The 16,893-nt window shown below is 58.2% G+C and carries 19 protein-coding genes; 13 read left to right on the top strand and 6 right to left on the bottom strand.

Going from position 1 to position 16,893, the window contains the following annotated elements; translation table 11 throughout:
* Window positions 1-43: 43 nt before the first annotated feature.
* Genes C4S59_RS03495 through C4S59_RS03505 form a run of 3 tightly spaced genes read right to left on the bottom strand, consistent with a single transcriptional unit; the run spans window position 44 to window position 3,565 of the window.
* Window positions 44-1,426 carry a sensor histidine kinase gene (locus C4S59_RS03495; protein ID WP_103909061.1) on the bottom strand — a complete coding sequence of 461 codons (1,383 nt, stop codon included), beginning with the start codon at window positions 1,424-1,426 and terminating at the stop codon, window positions 44-46.
* A 21-nt stretch (window positions 1,427-1,447) separates the two neighbouring features.
* Window positions 1,448-2,866, bottom strand: coding sequence for a dihydrolipoyl dehydrogenase family protein (locus C4S59_RS03500; protein WP_103909062.1), 1,419 nt, complete (start codon window positions 2,864-2,866; stop codon window positions 1,448-1,450).
* Between the two features lie 3 nt (window positions 2,867-2,869).
* A complete protein-coding gene (locus tag C4S59_RS03505) occupies window positions 2,870-3,565 on the bottom strand; it encodes a TVP38/TMEM64 family protein (RefSeq protein ID WP_103909413.1) in 696 nt (231 codons plus the stop codon).
* Between the two features lie 357 nt (window positions 3,566-3,922).
* Here C4S59_RS03505 and rpmH point away from each other — a divergent pair, with 357 nt between their 5' ends.
* The 12 genes from rpmH (at window position 3,923) to C4S59_RS03565 (ending at window position 13,529) form a co-directional block, all read left to right on the top strand.
* Window positions 3,923-4,060, top strand: coding sequence for a 50S ribosomal protein L34 (gene rpmH, locus C4S59_RS03510; RefSeq protein WP_025311815.1), 138 nt, complete (start codon window positions 3,923-3,925; stop codon window positions 4,058-4,060).
* A gap of 106 nt (window positions 4,061-4,166) precedes the next feature.
* Entirely contained in the window at window positions 4,167-4,502 is a 336-nt protein-coding gene (gene rnpA, locus C4S59_RS03515) for a ribonuclease P protein component (RefSeq protein ID WP_103909063.1), read from the top strand.
* Window positions 4,499-4,732, top strand: a complete 234-nt coding sequence (yidD, locus tag C4S59_RS03520) for a membrane protein insertion efficiency factor YidD (protein ID WP_103909064.1) — start codon at window positions 4,499-4,501, stop codon at window positions 4,730-4,732. The genes rnpA and yidD overlap by 4 nt, the downstream gene beginning before the upstream one ends.
* A gap of 60 nt (window positions 4,733-4,792) precedes the next feature.
* Window positions 4,793-5,521 carry a DUF4344 domain-containing metallopeptidase gene (locus tag C4S59_RS03525; RefSeq protein ID WP_103909065.1) on the top strand — a complete coding sequence of 243 codons (729 nt, stop codon included), beginning with the start codon at window positions 4,793-4,795 and terminating at the stop codon, window positions 5,519-5,521.
* Between the two features lie 45 nt (window positions 5,522-5,566).
* Window positions 5,567-6,436 (top strand): tRNA 2-thiocytidine(32) synthetase TtcA, encoded by an 870-nt coding sequence (ttcA, locus tag C4S59_RS03530; protein ID WP_103909066.1) that lies wholly within the window; start codon window positions 5,567-5,569, stop codon window positions 6,434-6,436.
* A gap of 62 nt (window positions 6,437-6,498) precedes the next feature.
* On the top strand, window positions 6,499-8,052 hold the full coding sequence (locus tag C4S59_RS03535; RefSeq protein ID WP_103909067.1) for a putative bifunctional diguanylate cyclase/phosphodiesterase: 1,554 nt from the start codon (window positions 6,499-6,501) through the stop codon (window positions 8,050-8,052).
* A gap of 164 nt (window positions 8,053-8,216) precedes the next feature.
* Window positions 8,217-10,025, top strand: coding sequence for a membrane protein insertase YidC (yidC, locus tag C4S59_RS03540; RefSeq protein ID WP_103909068.1), 1,809 nt, complete (start codon window positions 8,217-8,219; stop codon window positions 10,023-10,025).
* On the top strand, window positions 10,025-10,759 hold the full coding sequence (locus C4S59_RS03545) for an MOSC domain-containing protein (protein WP_103909069.1): 735 nt from the start codon (window positions 10,025-10,027) through the stop codon (window positions 10,757-10,759). The genes yidC and C4S59_RS03545 overlap by 1 nt, the downstream gene beginning before the upstream one ends.
* Window positions 10,756-11,409 carry a ribosome biogenesis GTP-binding protein YihA/YsxC gene (gene yihA / locus C4S59_RS03550; protein WP_103909070.1) on the top strand — a complete coding sequence of 218 codons (654 nt, stop codon included), beginning with the start codon at window positions 10,756-10,758 and terminating at the stop codon, window positions 11,407-11,409. Before C4S59_RS03545 ends, yihA begins: the two co-directional genes overlap by 4 nt.
* 69 nt (window positions 11,410-11,478) lie before the next feature.
* Entirely contained in the window at window positions 11,479-12,372 is an 894-nt protein-coding gene (argB, locus tag C4S59_RS03555) for an acetylglutamate kinase (RefSeq protein WP_103909071.1), read from the top strand.
* Window positions 12,369-13,025 (top strand): ferredoxin, encoded by a 657-nt coding sequence (locus tag C4S59_RS03560; protein WP_103909072.1) that lies wholly within the window; start codon window positions 12,369-12,371, stop codon window positions 13,023-13,025. The genes argB and C4S59_RS03560 overlap by 4 nt, the downstream gene beginning before the upstream one ends.
* Window positions 13,026-13,046: 21 nt before the next feature.
* Complete coding sequence (locus tag C4S59_RS03565; RefSeq protein WP_103909073.1) at window positions 13,047-13,529, top strand: SixA phosphatase family protein; 483 nt, start codon at window positions 13,047-13,049, stop codon at window positions 13,527-13,529.
* Between the two features lie 55 nt (window positions 13,530-13,584).
* Here C4S59_RS03565 and C4S59_RS03570 read toward each other — a convergent pair whose 3' ends face one another.
* On the bottom strand, window positions 13,585-13,995 hold the full coding sequence (locus C4S59_RS03570) for a DUF7282 domain-containing protein (protein WP_103909074.1): 411 nt from the start codon (window positions 13,993-13,995) through the stop codon (window positions 13,585-13,587).
* 231 nt (window positions 13,996-14,226) lie between these two features.
* Here C4S59_RS03570 and C4S59_RS03575 point away from each other — a divergent pair, with 231 nt between their 5' ends.
* Entirely contained in the window at window positions 14,227-14,700 is a 474-nt protein-coding gene (locus C4S59_RS03575; protein WP_103909414.1) for a GNAT family N-acetyltransferase, read from the top strand.
* Window positions 14,701-14,816: 116 nt separating this feature from the next.
* Here C4S59_RS03575 and C4S59_RS03580 read toward each other — a convergent pair whose 3' ends face one another.
* Window positions 14,817-15,590, bottom strand: coding sequence for an amino acid ABC transporter ATP-binding protein (locus C4S59_RS03580; protein ID WP_103909075.1), 774 nt, complete (start codon window positions 15,588-15,590; stop codon window positions 14,817-14,819).
* Between the two features lie 10 nt (window positions 15,591-15,600).
* Window positions 15,601-16,893: an amino acid ABC transporter permease gene (locus C4S59_RS03585; RefSeq protein WP_103909076.1), complete on the bottom strand. Its 1,293-nt coding sequence runs from the start codon at window positions 16,891-16,893 to the stop codon at window positions 15,601-15,603.

A 16,893-nucleotide genomic window follows, 5' to 3' on the forward strand; every position in this document is an offset into this window, starting at 1 on the left:
CTATCCCAGAAAAATCCAATAATTTTTGCATGGCCCGACTTGGCTAGGCGACCGAGCCCATCGGCAGGCGGATTTCGAAGACGGTTCCTTCTGTCACGTCCTCATCCAGCATCAGAAGCCCGCCGTGCCCACGCGCCAGCTCGGCCACGATAGCAAGGCCAAGACCAGCCCCACCTTTGCGCACTCCGCCTTGGAACGGCTGGAACAGATGTTCTTTGGCTTTCGACGGTAAACCCGGACCTGTGTCGGACACGCGGATGACCCATCCGTTGTCGTCGGCGCGGCCTGACACCGAAATCTCACCCGGCTTTCCCGATCCGACGATGGCCTGCCGCGCGTTACGCACCAGATTCGATACCATGCGGTAAAGTTGTTCGGGGTCTGCGCGGACGGTCAGCGATGCAGGCACATCCGACGACAGTGACAGATCATGGTCACCGATGGCCAAGCGTTCGGCATCCAGCACATCCTCGACCAGTTGCGACAGGTTGAACAACGTCAGGGACGGTGCGGGCTCTTCGGCCTTACCAAAGGCCAAGGTGCTTTCGCACAGGTTCACCGCGCGGGTGATCGAGTTCACCAGTTTCGGGGCCATGCGTTTGACCGACGGGTCTTCTGACATCTCGATCCGGTCGGTGAACAGCTGCGCCGATGTCAGAATGTTCCGCAAGTCATGGCTGACACGGGCAACGGCCCCGCCCAATTGCGCCAGACGTTCTTTCTGTTTCAGAGCCTGCGTCAGTTGCTGCTCCAACGATTGAAGCGCTGTTTCGGCCTCGCGCAGTTCACGGACCGAGGCGGTGGGCGTGATGATCCGGTGCGCGTCTTCCGGTGCGGCGGCATAGCGTTGCATCTGATGCACGACGCCCTTGATCGGCTTCACCAGCAAACGACGCACTGCAAAGAACAACAGCGTAGCCGTCACGACGGAAATCACGGCCGATAGCCACAGAATGCGCAATCCGTAGTCGATCATCGCGGCGCGCAGTTCGGCGGTCAGCATCGTGACCTCGATCAACAGGCCTGCATCGCGCAAAGGGTTGCCGATGACGCGAATGACACGCGGTTCTGTATCAATCAGGCGGACCATCGCATCGCGGATCAGAACCGCTGCGCTGGCGTCACGTAGATCAAAGGTTTTGTGCACCTGCCCCGGCATGGGGGCAGACAGAACAAGCTGCCGTGCCTCGTCCCGTCGCAGCACCACGTTGAAAACGCCCGCGTTCAACAGCAGCTCTTCTTCCAGATCGGCGTCGATCATGTCGTCGGCCAAAAGCGCCAGCGACGCGATCTGGGCGCGCTCCAGATGGCCCAGCAAATAATCCTCTCGGAAACGGGCGATAGACGGCACGAAGATCAGCACTTCTGCCAACATGACAAAAAGCACCGTCAGTACCAGAAATCGGCCGGAAAGAGAGTTCAACATCAGGGCCTTTACGTCAGAACCTTAGGGCAACCAGCGTTGGACCAGTCGTACCACACGCTTAACCATCGGGCTTTCAAAGAGTTTCGGTGAAAAATAGGTACCCGCAGCGCGTTTGTTAAGCTCTCCGTAGGTGGGATACGGAGAAACCATGCTGGTGATGGCGCGCATCTTCAAATTATTGGCCAATGCAAAGGCCCAAAAATTGATGTGCTCGCCCGCTTGATGGCCTGCAATCGACGCGCCAACGGGGCGGCCTTTGTGGATCATCACCTTGATCAGGCCCTTGGTGTGGCGTTCGGCCTGTGCGCGGTCGTTGTGGTTATAGTGGAACCGCACGACGTCCAGCGCATCGCCGTGTTTTTCTTTGGCCTGCGCTTCGGTCAGACCAACCTGCGCCAGTTCCGGATCGGTGTAGGTGGCCCAAGGGATGTGGTCGGTTTTGGCCTTGGCGGGCAGACCGAACATGGCGGATTGCACCACGACGCCCGCGTGATAGCCCGCAACATGGGTGAACTGCAGGCCACCAGCCACATCGCCGATGGCATAGACCTTGGAATTTGTCGTCTTCAGCTTGTCATCGACCTTGATGCCTGTGCGGGTGGTTTCGATCCCCGCCTTCTCCAGATCGAGTGACGCGGTATTCGCCTTGCGCCCGACAGCGACCAACAGATGGGTGCCTTTGAAGACACGGCCTTCCTTGGTTTCGACCTCAATCGCGCCTTCAGCACCGCGGATTTCCGAGGCCGTGGCATCCTCAACAATCTCCAACCCTTCGGACCGCAGATTATCCAGTACGACCGCAGCCATTTCCGGATCGTCCTTGCCCAGTGCCTTGGCCCCTTCCAGAACCGTCACCTTGGACCCGAGCCGCAAATGCGCCTGCGCCATCTCCATACCGATGGGGCCGCCGCCGATCACGATCAGTTCTTTCGGCAATTCGCGCAGGTCCCACAGGGATTCGTTTGTCAGGTAAGGCACGCTGTCCAACCCCGGAATGGGCGGCACAAACGGGGACGACCCTGTCGCAATCACAATCCGGCGGGCCGTGATAATGTGATCGCCCGCCTGCACCTCGGTATCCGAGATAAAGCGCCCTTCTTCTTGAATCACGCGCACGCCAAAGCCTTCAAAGCGTTCGACACTATCCATCGGCGCGATGGCATCAATGACCGACTGCACATGATCCTTGGCCGCCGCATAATCGACCTGCGGTTCCACAGGAGTGATTCCGTATTGGCCAGCGGTCCGCATCGCGTGGGCCGTTTTAGCCGACTGGATTAGCGCCTTGGACGGGACACAGCCGTAGTTCAGGCAATCGCCGCCCATCTTATGGCGTTCCAGAAGCACCACATCCGCGCCCATCTGCGCCGCGCCCGCCGCAACAGACAAACCGCCCGATCCGGCACCGATAATCAGCAGGTCACATGAAATCCGGTCCATATCTTACAGCCCCTTTTTGCCACGAAGGGCCTTGAGAATCATGGGTAGCGCGGCAAGCGCCGCCAGACCCAGTATCGGGAACAACACATGAGGTTCGAAAATGATCCCGAGATTCGGCGTTTCACCGCGGGCAAAGACCTCGCCCAGCCCTGCGCCGACCGATGTGTAGACCACCGTGCCGGGGATAATGCCCAGAAATGTCGTGACCGCGTAACGCCACAGCGGCACGCCCACAAAGGCAGGCACCAGATTCGCCACAAAGAACGGCACAGCAGGCACCAGACGGATCAGGAACAGCATGGACCATTCGTTTTCATTGATCCCCTGCTTGATCTTGTGAATCACCCCGTCGCTGGCCTCCATTCTCGCGGCCAGCTTTTCACCAAGCCCCCAACGCGCCGCCTGAAAGATCGCGATTGCGCCCAAAGTGGCGGCTGTAATGTTGAACAATGCCCCCGGAAACGTCGCGAACAGAAAGCCGCCTGTCAGCGTCGCCACCGTCGCGCCCGGCAGGGAAAACGCCACAATCGCAACGTAGATGAGTATGAAAACAAGGACCGTCAGCACATAGTTCGCATCGCGGAACGCCAGCAGCGCCTCGCGGTTTTCGCGCAATGTATCAAAGGTCAGATAATCGCCCAGCGTAGCATATCCTATCGCGGCCACCGCCAGAATGATCGCCAAAGGCAGGTAACGCATCACGCCTTTGGGTGCAGCGGCGGATTGTTCACTGGACTGTTTCACTGGCACGGCTTTCTGTTTTGGATAGACTTCGGTCATTGCGGATGTCCTGCGTTGTGTGCCACAGACATGCGCATTGAACCAAGTTTGCGACAGGCTTCTCACAACCCGTTGAAGTCAGGTGACAGAAACGGCGGGAATCCTTGGGTTTCATGTCACCTTTGAAACATAAAACCCGCATTTCGGGTCGAAATGTTGCAACAAGTGGCATTTCCACGTTTGACTCGGGCGGAAACACCCCCTATAGCGCGGGCTTCATAGGATACACGGCCCCTCGAATTCCATCGTCCGGGCCCAACAAACGGAGACGGAGCGATGTCGAAACGCACTTTTCAACCTTCGAACCTCGTGCGGAAACGCCGCCACGGCTTCCGCGCACGCATGGCGACTAAAGCAGGCCGCAAGATTCTGAATGCCCGCCGCGCACGTGGTCGCAAGAGCCTGAGCGCGTAAGCTTTTTCAGGCGATCGAAGAATTGGCACCGCCGAGGGCCCCTGTATAGGGAACACGCCTTCGGCGGTTTTGCCGTTTCTGGGGCACGGACTTTGTGGAAACCTTCATGGAAACACTGACCAAACGCGCCGATTTTCTGAAAGCTGCCCGCGCCAAGCGTCAGGGCACCGCTGGCATGTTGGTTCAGGCCCGCAAGCGTGAAGATGACGGCGACGGGATTCGCGTGGGCTTTACCTGTTCCAAGAAGGTCGGCAATGCCGTGGCCCGTAACCGCGCCAAACGCCGCCTGCGCGAAGCGGCGCGCGCGGTTCTGCCCGCAAAGGGCGTCGCGGGTTATGATTACGTGCTGATCGGCAAGGCCGGTGCCACCGCCGAACGCGAATTCGAAGCGCTGAAGGGCGATCTGGCCTATGCGCTGAAAAAGCTGCACGCAGGCAAATGACCCTCGGCGCGCGCATCTTTTCCCTTCCGGTTAAGGCCTACCGCCTGATCTTTTCCCCGTGGGTCGGCCACAACTGCCGCTACCAGCCCACCTGTTCGGCCTACGCCTTGGAAGCTTTGGAAAAACACGGTGCAATCAAGGGCGGCTGGCTTGCCGCACGACGCATCCTACGCTGCCATCCTTGGGGCAAAAGCGGCTATGATCCTGTGCCCGCCCGCAAAGACGATTGATCAACTGATTTCGTTCTGTGCCGTTTGTTGGTTAGACTGGACCAAACACAGGATGACCGAATGAAACCAGCCAGCCTGATCGCCAGCCTAGCCGCGGTTTTCTGCGCCACGCCGTCCCATGCGGACGACGTCGCCTTTGTCGAGGCGAACATCCTGTCGATCTTTTACCACGAGCTTGGCCATGCGCTGATCGATACCGAAAACCTGCCGATCTTCGGCCGCGAAGAAGACGCTGCCGATATCTTTTCGATCTTCTTTATCGACGCAACCTTCAAAGAAGACGCCGCCATCGCGGTTGCCGCCGATGCCGCGCTCGGGTTTCGCGCAGAGGCCCGCGAAAACGGCGGTGATGTCGCGTGGTGGGGCCTGCACAGCGCCGATCAACAGCGATTCTACACAACCGTCTGCGTCTTCTACGGCGCCAACCCCGACGAACGCGGCCACCTGATCAAACAATTCAACCTGCCTGAAGAACGGGTCGAATCCTGTCCTTCGGAATATGATCAGGCAAACCACAGCTGGGGACACGTTCTGGATGTGCTGAGCATTGATGAACCATCCGACACGTTGGTCTACAGTGGCGATCGTGGGGATGATGCGTCGCTCACCGAACAGATCATCGCTGAAGAAGTCGATTTTCTGAACGAATACTACGCCCTATCGCACACCGTCACGGTCAGCATCGAAGACTGCGACGAGGCGAACGCCTTTTACGAACCCGAAGACCGCACGATCATCATGTGCTCGGAATTCGAAGGCTACCTCTTTGACCTCGCGGAAAAGCGATAACCTATGGCCCTTGCCCCAACGCCAAAGCGGACGTAAAGCAGCCCCATGCTTGATGATGCCGACGATATCCACCCGCTGTTCTACGGCGCCCCTAAAACGACCGAGTTCAAGAAGCTTCGGAAACGGATCGTGCAATATACGCGCGAGGCGATTGAACAGTATGGCATGATCGAACGCGGCGCGCGTTGGCTGGTCTGCTTGTCAGGCGGTAAAGACAGCTACACGCTGCTGGCGGTTCTTTATGAACTGAAGTGGCGCGGTTTGCTGCCTGTGGATCTGTTGGCTTGTAATCTTGATCAGGGCCAGCCCGGCTTTCCTGCGACAGTCCTGCCCGAGTTCCTGAAAAAGATGGATGTGCCCCATCGCGTCGAATATCAGGACACCTATTCGATTGTGGTGGATAAAGTCCCGCAGGGCCGCACCTATTGCGCGCTTTGTTCCCGCCTGCGTCGTGGCAACCTCTACCGCATCGCGCGGGAAGAGGGATGTTCCGCCGTCGTACTGGGCCACCACCGCGATGACATTCTTGAAACCTTTTTCATGAACCTGTTCCACGGTGGCCGCCTTGCGACGATGCCGCCGAAACTGGTGAACGAAGAAGGCGATCTGTTTGTCTACCGCCCGCTTGCTCATGTGGCCGAGGCCGACTGTGAAAAGTTCGCCAAATCAATGAACTACCCGATCATTCCCTGCGATCTTTGCGGATCACAGGACGGGCTTCAGCGCCAGCAGGTAAAGCAGATTCTGGATCAGTGGGAAAAGAATTCGCCCGGCCGCAGGCAGGTCATGTTCCGGTCGCTGATGAACGCGCGGCCCTCGCATTTGCTGGACCCCAAGCTGTTTGATTTTGCAGGTCTGACACGCGACTTGGGCGAAGTTACAGAAAATCCTCAGGAAATCCCGAAACTGCGTTAACCGACCGGTCACGAATAGCGCCCTAGCCTGCCACAGAACAAAATGGCAACAGGGATTCGGGAATGTCGCGATCAGACCACCGTGCATCTTCGGGAAAACACGCATCTGGCCAGGCCAGCGTGATCTCCGTGCCGATGCTGTTTGCGACAGCGCCGGGGCTTCTTATGATCGGCCTTTGGTTCGGCGGCCAGGCGACGTTGGTCGCTGCCGCCTTGGCCTTGCCCTTCGCGGTTTTGGTCAGCACGCGGCGCGGCGCCATGTCGGATTTGTCTGTCCTTCGCAAATACGGCGAGGTGATCGAGGTTTCGCAGGCCGAACATCTGCTGGATGACCTTGTTCAATCCGCCAGACAGCAGAATCGCATCGCGTGCTGTTACATGATCGATATCGACGGGCTGCGCGCCATCGCGTCGGACTTTGGCGAAAAACCGGCCCGCGACGCGCGGCGCATCTGCCTGTCGCGCATCCGAGGCGTGCTGCGCGAAAATGACCGTGTGTTCCGCATCGGGGACAGCCGGTTTATCGTCCTGCCCAGCCTTGCCGTCGATATTGACGCCGATGGCGTGCGGTTTCTGGGCAAACGTCTTCAGGACGCCATCGAGGATCCGATCAATGTTGATCACGGCTCGCGCTTTCTGGGGGCGTCCATTGGTGCCGCCGCGTCGTTCCAGCCGATCCCCGCCATTGATGGCAGTCACTTCATGGATGCGGCCACGCTCGCGCTCGAGGACGCAAATCGCCATGGTGGATCGACGGTGCGCTTGTGGTCGAAATCCCTGCGCGCAGCGGATGAAACGCGCTGCGCTGTCCGCACCGAACTCTCTGAGGCATTGGTCAACGGTCAAATCCAGCCGTGGTTCCAACCCCAGATCTGCGCCCGCACGGGCAACCTTTCGGGGGTCGAGGCGCTGGCACGTTGGGTTCATCCCACACGCGGCATCATCATGCCCGGATCGTTCCTTGAAAACATAGAAGCTGCGGGCAGCTCTGAACTGTTGGGCCAGATCATTCTGGAAAAATCACTGGACGCGATCAAAGCCTGGGATGCAGCGGGCTACCACGTGCCGGAAGTCTCGGTGAATCTGACCATGGATGAACTCCGCAACCCTGACATCGCCACCAAACTTCAACGCGCTCTGGACCGCGCGGGCCTTGAACCCGAAAGACTGGGCGTCGAAATTCTGGAAACTGTGATCACCGATAATTCCGATGACGGCATCCGCGAAAACGTCATCCGCATCGCTGATCTGGGCTGCCGCGTCAGCCTTGATGATTTCGGCACCGGCCATGCCTCGATCCGCGCGTTGCGTAAACTGCCCGTGCATCGCCTGAAAATCGACCGCAGCTTTATCACCAACATGGAGCAGGATACCCACCAACAACGCATGGTCGCGGCGATCATCGGAATGGCCAATAAAATGGGGCTGGAAACCCTGGCCGAGGGTGTCGAAAACCTGTCGGAGCAAAGCCTGTTGGCGGACATGGGGTGCGAACATTTGCAAGGTTTTGGCATCGCCCGCCCCATGCCCGCCGACAAAATCCAGCGCTGGATGACGGAACGTCTGTCCGACACCGCCGAAACCGCGCAGTCACCGCAGCTGCGCGACCGCCCCTAAGACGCAGACCAAAACCGGCAATTTCCAAAGATTCCCACGAAAACTGGCGTGTTTGCCCTTAAATTCCGCGATTGCGGCACGATGTGAACGGGAATCGGGTTGACCTTGGACGACGACGACTGTTGAACCCATGCAAGTTTAAAAACCAAGGGTGGCAGTCCCTCATGGACGATCAGAACAAGAACCTCATCCTCGCGACAGCGCTCAGCTTTATTGTGATCCTCGTATGGTTCCTGCTGTTCCCCCCGCCGGAAGCAGAGCCGACAGATCCCAACGCCCCTGCCGTGACCGAAAGTGTCACAGAAGGCGGCGTTGCGAACACACCGACCGCAGTGGCAGGCGCCAGCGAGGTGCAGAACACCGAAGCCGAAGAGGCCAACGCGCCCCGCATCGACATCGATACGCCCCGTCTGGCTGGCTCGATCTCGCTTCTGGGTGGCCGGATCGACGATCTGCAACTGAAGGACTACCGCGAAACGCTGGAAGATGGCTCGCCCATCGTTCACCTGTTCAAACCCGTTGGTGAAGAAAACGCGTTCTACGCGCTTCACGGCTGGGCACCGGGCAGCGGCCTTGGCATCGATGACGTTCCGGGCCCGAACACGGTCTGGACACAGGCCTCGACCGGAACGCTGACACCTGATGCGCCGGCGGTTCTGGAATGGACAAGCCCCGCAGGCCTGCTGTTCCGTCGCACCATCGCTGTTGACGACGACTTCATGTTCGACATCACGCAAGAGGTAGTCAACGAAGCGGCTGGCACTGTCGCCCTTGCGCCTTATGGCATCATCGCACGTCACGGCGAACCCGCTGACGCCAAGAACTTCTTCATCCTGCATGAAGGCGCAAGCATCATGGCGGACGGCGAGCTGACGGAAATCGGCTATGGCGATATCGTCGATCTGCCGGTTGTTCCGTCCGAAGGTGCGCAGGCCGAAGTTCTGCAGGTTACCGAAAACGGCTGGATCGGCTTTACCGACCACTACTGGATGTCCACGCTGATCCCTGAACCGGGCAGCGCGTTCCGTGCGGCGTCGAAATACAACGCAACCCGCGACATCTATCAGACCGAAACCGTTCTGCCGACAGTTACAGTCGGCGCGGGCCAGACAACCGAAGTCACCACACGCCTGTTCGCCGGTGCGAAGGAATGGGAAACGATCCGTGAATACGAAAAAGCGGGCGTTGACCGCTTTATTGACGCGATCGACTGGGGCTGGTTCTTTTTCCTGACCAAGCCGATCTTCTGGGTTCTGCACGAGCTGAACAAGCTGATCGGCAACATGGGTGTGTCGATCATCGTGCTAACGCTGATGATCAAAGCCATCCTGTTCCCGCTGGCCTACAAATCCTACGTCTCGATGGCCAAGATGAAAGAGCTTCAGCCCGAGATGGAGAAGCTGAAGGAAAAGGCGGGCGACGACCGTCAGCAGCTTCAGCAAGGCATGATGGAGCTTTACAAGAAGAACAAGGTGAACCCTGCCTCCGGCTGTCTGCCGATCCTGATGCAGATCCCGATCTTCTTCTCGCTCTACAAAGTGATCTTCGTCACGCTGGAACTGCGTCACGCGCCGTTCTTTGGCCCCTTCCAGGACCTCAGCGCGCCGGATCCGACATCGATTTTCAACCTGTTCGGCCTGCTGCCCTGGGGCGCACCCGAGGCTGGTTCGATCGTTGCGCTGATCTTTATCGGTATCCTGCCGCTGCTCTTGGGTATCTCCATGTGGCTGCAGCAGAAACTGAATCCGGCCCCCGCCGATCCGACACAGGCCGCGATCTTTGCGTGGATGCCGTGGGTCTTCATGTTCATGCTTGGCGGTTTTGCATCGGGTCTGGTTGTGTACTGGATCGCGAACAACACCATCACCTTTACCCAGCAGTACCTGATCATGCGGTCGCAGGGGTACACCCCCGACGTGTTCGGCAACATCAAGTCGAGCCTCAAGCTCGGCAAAGGTAAGGACAAGGCCTAATGGGACGCGTTTCCGCGCTTTGGCGCTATCCGATCAAAGCGGTCGGTCGCGCAAGCGCGGACCGCATATCCTTTGAAGCTGGCAAAACAACACCGTGGGACCGCGTTTGGGGCATCGCCCACACGAACGCGGTCTACGAAGGCGACGGCTGGCAGCATTGCCGCAACTTCATTCGCGCGGCGGGATCGCCCAAGCTGATGGCTGTCTCTGCACAGCTGGATGAAGACGCTGGCACAGTCACACTGTCCCACCCAGATCGACCGACGATCACCGTCAATCCCGACCAGGACCAAAACACGTTGATTGATTGGGTCGCCCCGCTGGTGGCCGAAGGCCGCCCTGCCCCCTCATCGGTCTACCGCACAACGCGCGGCATCACCGATTCACGCCTTCAGTCTATTTCGGTTGGCAATCTGGCCTCGCTTCGTGCGCTGTCTGACAAACTGGGCCGCCCCGTGTCCGAACACCGGTTCCGTGCCAACGTCTGGCTTGATGGCCTTGCCCCGTGGGAAGAATTCGACTGGGTCGGCAAGGACATCACCATCGGCGACGCAACGTTTGCCGTCCGCGAACCCATGGAACGCTGCCGCGCGACCGAAGCCAATCCTGACACCGGCGAACGTGACATTGCCACCTTGGCGCTGCTTCAGACTTGGGGCCATCGGGATTTCACGGTAAACGTCGAATGCACCCAGTCCGGCACCGTAGCAATCGGGGATGAGATTTCGCTATGACACAACTCCCGTTCCCTTTGGCCGAAGAGCCTGACGAACTGACACTGGAAAAAGCACGCAAGCTTTTTGCGGGTGGCGCCGACTTTCTCAAAGGCGTTGTCGCCATGGACGGCCTGCCGCCCGACGACCGGATCGAGGTTTGCTTTGCAGGCCGTTCGAACGTTGGCAAATCCAGCCTGATCAACGCACTGACAGGTCGCAAGGGTCTTGCCCGTGCGTCGAACACGCCGGGCCGGACGCAGGAAATCAACTACTTCACGCTGGGCGATGAACGCTTTCTCGTCGACCTTCCGGGCTATGGCTATGCCAATGCGCCCGTTGCTGTCGTCGAAAAATGGCAGCAGCTGTTGAAGCGGTATCTGTCAGGCCGTCAATCCCTGCGCCGCGCCTTTGTGCTGGTGGATTCGCGCCACGGCATCAAGGCCGTCGACCAAGAGATCATGAAGCTTCTGGATCGCAGCGCGGTGACCTTTCAGGTTGTGCTGACCAAGGCAGACAAGATCAGCGTCAAAGACCGCGAGAAAATGCTGGTTCAGGTCCGCGAGAAGCTGTCGAAACATCCGGCGGCCTACCCTGAACTGGTGCTGACATCGTCGGAAAAAGGATACGGGATTCCGACGCTGCGCAGCATCATTGCATCGCTGACCTAAGACGCGCCCCTTGCACCCAACATCGCCACGTCCGATAACCGCCAAAGAACCCTTTGTGCGGACCAAAACATGAAGACGCAAAAAATGAACGCTAACTGGCACGAAACAGCACGGACCCTTTCCGAGGCGCTCCCCTACATGCAGCGCTATTCCGGCGCGACGGTCGTCGTAAAATTCGGCGGCAATGCGATGGGCGACGCCGAAGCCATGGCCACATTCGCCCGCGATATCGTGCTGATGAAGCAGGTTGGCGTGAACCCAGTGGTTGTCCACGGCGGCGGCCCCATGATCAACGAGATGCTGGATAAGCTTGGCATCAAGTCGGAGTTCGTGCGTGGCAAGCGTGTGACCGACAAAGCCACGGTTCAGGTTGTCGAAATGGTGCTGACCGGTCTGGTCAACAAGCGCATCGTGCAGGCGATCATGGATGAAGGTGGCCGCGCGGTTGGCCTGTCGGGCAAAGACGACGATCTGATGGTCTGCGAAGCGGATGATCCCGAGCTGGGCTGGGTAGGCCGCCCTGTTGAAATGAACGTGCAGGTGCTGCGCGATATGATGGACGCGGGCATTATCCCCGTTGTGGCCCCCGTTGCCACAGGCCGACTGTCTGAAGAAACGTTCAACGTGAACGGCGACACAGCCGCAGGTGCCATCGCTGGCGCGCTGAAAGCGGCGCGGCTTTTGCTGCTGACCGATGTGTCCGGCGTCAAGAATGCGGCGGACGAGGTTCTGACAGCGCTGACGCCCGAAGACGTCCGCTCCATGACCGAAGAAGGCGTGATCGCAGGGGGCATGATCCCCAAAACGGAAACCGCCCTGAAAGCGCTGGAAGAAGGCGTCCGTGGCGTTGTTATCCTTGATGGTCGTGTTTCGAACGCCTGCCTGCTCGAGTTGTTCACAGCCCATGGCGCAGGCTCTCTGATCCGCGAAAAAGACCTGCCCAAATACACAGCGCAGGAATGACTCCAGACGCGTTGGATCAGGCGGCACAGGCTGCGGGGCTGCGCCTGCGCGGCATGTTTGCCCCTGATCCCGACGCGGTTCTGCCCGAGGGCACGGAAACTCTGGTCCTTCTGGGGCCGGATGAGCCGCGTTTCTGGCCATTATTCGCAGCTTCCGATGAATATCGCACAGGCGTCGCCGATCCGATGGACGCGTGGTCCAAGCGGGTGATCGGTGCGTTGGCCCATGACTGGGGTGGCTCTGCGATCTTCCCCTCAGACGGCCCGCCGTGGCCGCCCTTTATCAAATGGGCCACCGACTGCGCCGAGGCGTGGGAGGCCCCTGTCGGCCTTTTGGTGCACCACCACGCGGGTCTGTTCCTGTCGTTTCGGGGAGCCATCGCCCTGCCCTTTACCGTTACGCGGCCCGACGCCTTCCAACACCCCTGTGATACCTGCACCGACCAGCCCTGTGTCACCGCCTGCCCTGTGGGCGCGATGGGGCCTGGACAGCCTTATGATGTGCCGCGTTGCAAAACCTACCTGCGCACAGACGCCGGCCAGAACTGCCGCGAAGACGGCTGTCTTGTCCGCCGTGCCTGCCCCGTTTCACAAGAATTTACGCGTCACCCCGAACAGGCCGCTTTCCACATGCGTGCCTTTCTGGGAAACTAACCGAAACCAAGGGGACGAGGTATGAAACGACTGATCCTGATGCGTCATGCAAAATCCGACTGGAAAATGGATCAGCCCGATTTCGACCGGCCTTTGAACAAGCGCGGCCAAGCCAGCGCGACAGCCTTGGGCAAATGGCTGAAAGACAATGATCTGCACCCAGATGAGGTCCTGTGTTCGCCGTCGGCCCGCACCAAGGAAACCTTGCAGCGCTTGGATATACCCGATGCGCCGACGCATTTCCCGAAACCGCTGTATCTGGCCGAACGCGCCGATCTGCGCCATGCGCTACAGGCGGCGACGGGCGACACCGTTCTGATCATCGCGCATAATCCGGGCATTGCCTACTTTGCATCGGACATCGTTGAAGAAGCCCCCAACCATGACCGGTTCGAGGACTATCCGACAGGCGCAACGCTGGTGGTTGATTTCGACCTGAACAGCTGGATCGATTTCGACAAAGGAACGGTCAAAGACTTTGTCGTGCCGCGCGAACTGACCTAGCCCGCGCGGCCGATACTGATTACCCCACTACAGGGTACTCGTTACCGGAAACCGGTTACTGAGCTGTTATGACGGTCATCACCAGTTCGCCGTCGACACGTACGGGGCCGTCTTCTTTGGCACCCAATGTGTATTCGAAGATGCCTGTGCTCATGCCACCGTCTTCACCGTGGATCATCAGCATCAGCTTGTCACCAGCAGCGACGTCTTCTGTCAGGATCGCGGCGACATCGGCGTTCTCGCCCTTGCGCAGCGGGGCGTGGCCAACCACGGGACCGGGCTTCATATCGTCGCCTGTGCGGTGAACAACCAGCCAACCATTCTGGCTCGCGACAACGTTTTCCGCGCTTACGACACCATTTTCAACGGATTGATCCATGGCATCCACGGTCTGCATCGCGTGGCCACCTGCATAGGCTGCACCTGTAAAACCAGTCAACAAAGCGGCGATCATTGCAAATTTCATTAGTAAACTCCTGTGTACTTTTCCCGGCCACCATCGGCCGGCTGTACCCAAGACACGGGAGCCCGCGGAAAAGAGTTTCAGAAAAAATGAAAAAGTTTTCTCTTTAATTTTGGTGGGTCGACTTGGAGCCAATACATGGCACTCAAATTAAGGTGACATGTGCCTTTCTTCGTTGTCCGCAAAAAGGCCTTTGCTTAACTGGCAGGATATTCAGATCAAGTGGGCATTCAGTTGAAGCACGACATTACGTTTACAAGATTAACCGAGATTGATCCGACCGAGATCATTCATCACATGTCCGATCCTCGTGTGGCAGAGCATATGCCCCTTCTGACTTTTGAATGGGATGAGCGCGCCACCGCGAACTTTGTCACCGCTAAAGAGGCGTGCTGGCACCGAGATGGCCTTGGACACTGGGCAATATTGGATAACGGCCAATATGTCGGGTGGGGTGGTTTTCAAAAGGAAGGGGATGAGTGGGATTATGGACTTGTGCTCAAGCCTTCTGCTTTTGGGTTGGGATCCCGCGTGTCAAGAAAAGCAATCGAGTTTGCTAAAGCCGATGATCGAATTCCGTTCATAACCTTTCTGCTTCCACCGTCGCGCAAAAACCTCGGCGCGCTCAAACGGCTTGGTGCCACCTTTGTCACCGAAATCACCTATGACGGCTCGACGTTTCTGAAATACCGGTTGGATACCGCGTGACGTCTTGGCCCCAACAGACACGAAGTTAGACACACCCAAAAGAAAAATCCCGGCAACATGTGCCGGGATTTCTGTATTGTTTGACGTGCCGGTAAAGGCGCGTGCAGATCTTTGGATCAGTGACCCAGGATCTGGCTGAGGAACAGTTTGGTCCGTTCGTTCTGCGGGTTATTGAAGAACTCTTCGGGTTCGTTCTGTTCCACGATCTGGCCCTGATCCATAAAGATCACGCGGTTCGCCACCTGACGGGCAAAGCCCATCTCGTGCGTCACGCAGAGCATGGTCATGCCCTCTTCGGCCAGTTCGACCATGGTATCCAGAACCTCTTTGATCATCTCGGGGTCAAGCGCCGATGTCGGTTCATCGAACAGCATGATGCGCGGACGCATACACAGCGAACGGGCGATCGCCACACGCTGCTGCTGACCACCGGACAACTGGCCCGGATACTTATTGGCCTGATCGGGGATCTTCACCTTTTCAAGGAAGTGCATCGCCGTTTCTTCGGCTTCTTTCTTGGGTGTCTTGCGAACCCAGATCGGAGCCAGCGTGCAGTTTTCCAGAATGGTCAGGTGCGGGAACAGGTTGAAGTGCTGGAAGCACATGCCAACTTCGGACCGGATCTTGTCGATGTTTTTCAGATCCGATGACAGGACCGTGCCGTCCACGGTGATCCGCCCGCGCTGGTGTTCTTCCAGCGCGTTGATGCAGCGGATCAGGGTGGATTTACCGGAGCCTGACGGGCCCGCGATAACGATCCGTTCGCCACGATAGACGGTCAGGTCGATATCCCGCAGCACGTGGAACGTGCCGTACCATTTGTTCATTTTCTCGATTGAAATCGCAACTTCATCCGAGACGGTCATTTGAGTTTGGGCAGCTTCAGTCATGGTTGCCTCCTTAACGATGGTCCGTGTTGAGCTGCCGCTCAAGCCACTGGGAATATTGTGAGATACCGTAGCATGTGATGAAGAACAGGAAAGACGCAAAGCCCAACAGTTCCCAATACACGCCGTTCCATTCAGTCGACGCTAGGATCGGTCCGCGGATCATACCGACAAGATCGAACATCGAGATAACGGAAACCAGTGTGGTGTCTTTGAACAGACCAACCGCAACGTTCACGATACCCGGGATCGAAATTTTCAGAGCCTGCGGCAGGATGATCAGACGCATGGACTGCGCATAATCAAGGCCAAGGCTGTCGGCGGCCTCGTACTGACCTTTCGGCAGTGCGGCCAGACCACCACGGATCACCTCGGCGATATAGGCCGATGCGAACATGGTGATCATGATGATCACGCGCAGGATCAGGTCAAAGTTCGTACCCGGCGGCAGGAAGTAGGCCAGAACCACGCTTGCTACGAACAGCAGGGTGATCAGCGGCACGCCGCGGATGAACTCGATGAAGACCACGCAGATCCACTTGATGAACGGCATGTCCGACTGACGACCCAGCGCCAGCGCGATACCGAACGGGATCGACAAGGACACACAGACCGTACCCAGGATCAGGTTCAACATGAACCCACCCATGTCACGGGACGGAACCGCCTCCATTGCCAGAACGCCTTCGACCGGGATCATGCCTGTCAGCCACCATGTGACCAAGGCACCGGCGATCCCGCCGAAAAAGCCCATCGCAAAGCTTTGCGCGACGTATTTGCTGTAGACAATGTAGCCCACACCAAAGCCGACCAGCGCAAAGATAGGCACAAGGATCGAACCGCCCCAGATCAGCCAGTAGGCCACAAACGGGTAAAGCGCGGTAAAGATCAGCATCTGACGCGGGAACGTGTTGTAGAACAGCACGGGCGCGATGGCGACGAACAGCAGAACAAAGGCCACTGTCGGGCGCCAGTACAGATGGTTCGGATATTTGAACCCGAACAGAAGCTGGTTCCAACGTTCAGTCAGAACAGCGAAACAGCCGCCTGTCTGACCATCCAGAATTTCACGGCAGGCGCGAATGGATGGCGCATCCCAGATCCCGTTCAGAAGCCACGGAAGCAGGCCGGACAGGATTGCATAGACGGCATAAAGCGCGATCAATGTCAGGATGCCGTTCGGAATGTTCGAGAACATATTCTCGCGCATCCATTTGATCACCCCGCGTTCCGTTGCCGGCGGCTCTTGCTCGGGCAACATGGATTCACGCACGAAGCGGATTGAATGCTGGTGTGTGTCGGACAT

The organism is Thalassococcus halodurans (assembly GCF_900108225.1).
Classification (GTDB): domain Bacteria; phylum Pseudomonadota; class Alphaproteobacteria; order Rhodobacterales; family Rhodobacteraceae; genus Thalassococcus; species Thalassococcus halodurans.

Coding starts and splice junctions, on each gene's coding strand:
- C4S59_RS03495 (WP_103909061.1), bottom strand. CDS start 1,426: ATGTTGAACTCTCTTTCCGGCCGATTTCTGGTACTGACGGTGCTTTTT.
- C4S59_RS03500 (WP_103909062.1), bottom strand. CDS start 2,866: ATGGACCGGATTTCATGTGACCTGCTGATTATCGGTGCCGGATCGGGC.
- C4S59_RS03505 (WP_103909413.1), bottom strand. CDS start 3,565: ATGCGTTACCTGCCTTTGGCGATCATTCTGGCGGTGGCCGCGATAGGA.
- rpmH (WP_025311815.1), top strand. CDS start 3,923: ATGTCGAAACGCACTTTTCAACCTTCGAACCTCGTGCGGAAACGCCGC.
- rnpA (WP_103909063.1), top strand. CDS start 4,167: ATGGAAACACTGACCAAACGCGCCGATTTTCTGAAAGCTGCCCGCGCC.
- yidD (WP_103909064.1), top strand. CDS start 4,499: ATGACCCTCGGCGCGCGCATCTTTTCCCTTCCGGTTAAGGCCTACCGC.
- C4S59_RS03525 (WP_103909065.1), top strand. CDS start 4,793: ATGAAACCAGCCAGCCTGATCGCCAGCCTAGCCGCGGTTTTCTGCGCC.
- ttcA (WP_103909066.1), top strand. CDS start 5,567: ATGCTTGATGATGCCGACGATATCCACCCGCTGTTCTACGGCGCCCCT.
- C4S59_RS03535 (WP_103909067.1), top strand. CDS start 6,499: ATGTCGCGATCAGACCACCGTGCATCTTCGGGAAAACACGCATCTGGC.
- yidC (WP_103909068.1), top strand. CDS start 8,217: ATGGACGATCAGAACAAGAACCTCATCCTCGCGACAGCGCTCAGCTTT.
- C4S59_RS03545 (WP_103909069.1), top strand. CDS start 10,025: ATGGGACGCGTTTCCGCGCTTTGGCGCTATCCGATCAAAGCGGTCGGT.
- yihA (WP_103909070.1), top strand. CDS start 10,756: ATGACACAACTCCCGTTCCCTTTGGCCGAAGAGCCTGACGAACTGACA.
- argB (WP_103909071.1), top strand. CDS start 11,479: ATGAAGACGCAAAAAATGAACGCTAACTGGCACGAAACAGCACGGACC.
- C4S59_RS03560 (WP_103909072.1), top strand. CDS start 12,369: ATGACTCCAGACGCGTTGGATCAGGCGGCACAGGCTGCGGGGCTGCGC.
- C4S59_RS03565 (WP_103909073.1), top strand. CDS start 13,047: ATGAAACGACTGATCCTGATGCGTCATGCAAAATCCGACTGGAAAATG.
- C4S59_RS03570 (WP_103909074.1), bottom strand. CDS start 13,995: ATGAAATTTGCAATGATCGCCGCTTTGTTGACTGGTTTTACAGGTGCA.
- C4S59_RS03580 (WP_103909075.1), bottom strand. CDS start 15,590: ATGACTGAAGCTGCCCAAACTCAAATGACCGTCTCGGATGAAGTTGCG.
- C4S59_RS03585 (WP_103909076.1), bottom strand. CDS start 16,893: ATGTCCGACACACACCAGCATTCAATCCGCTTCGTGCGTGAATCCATG.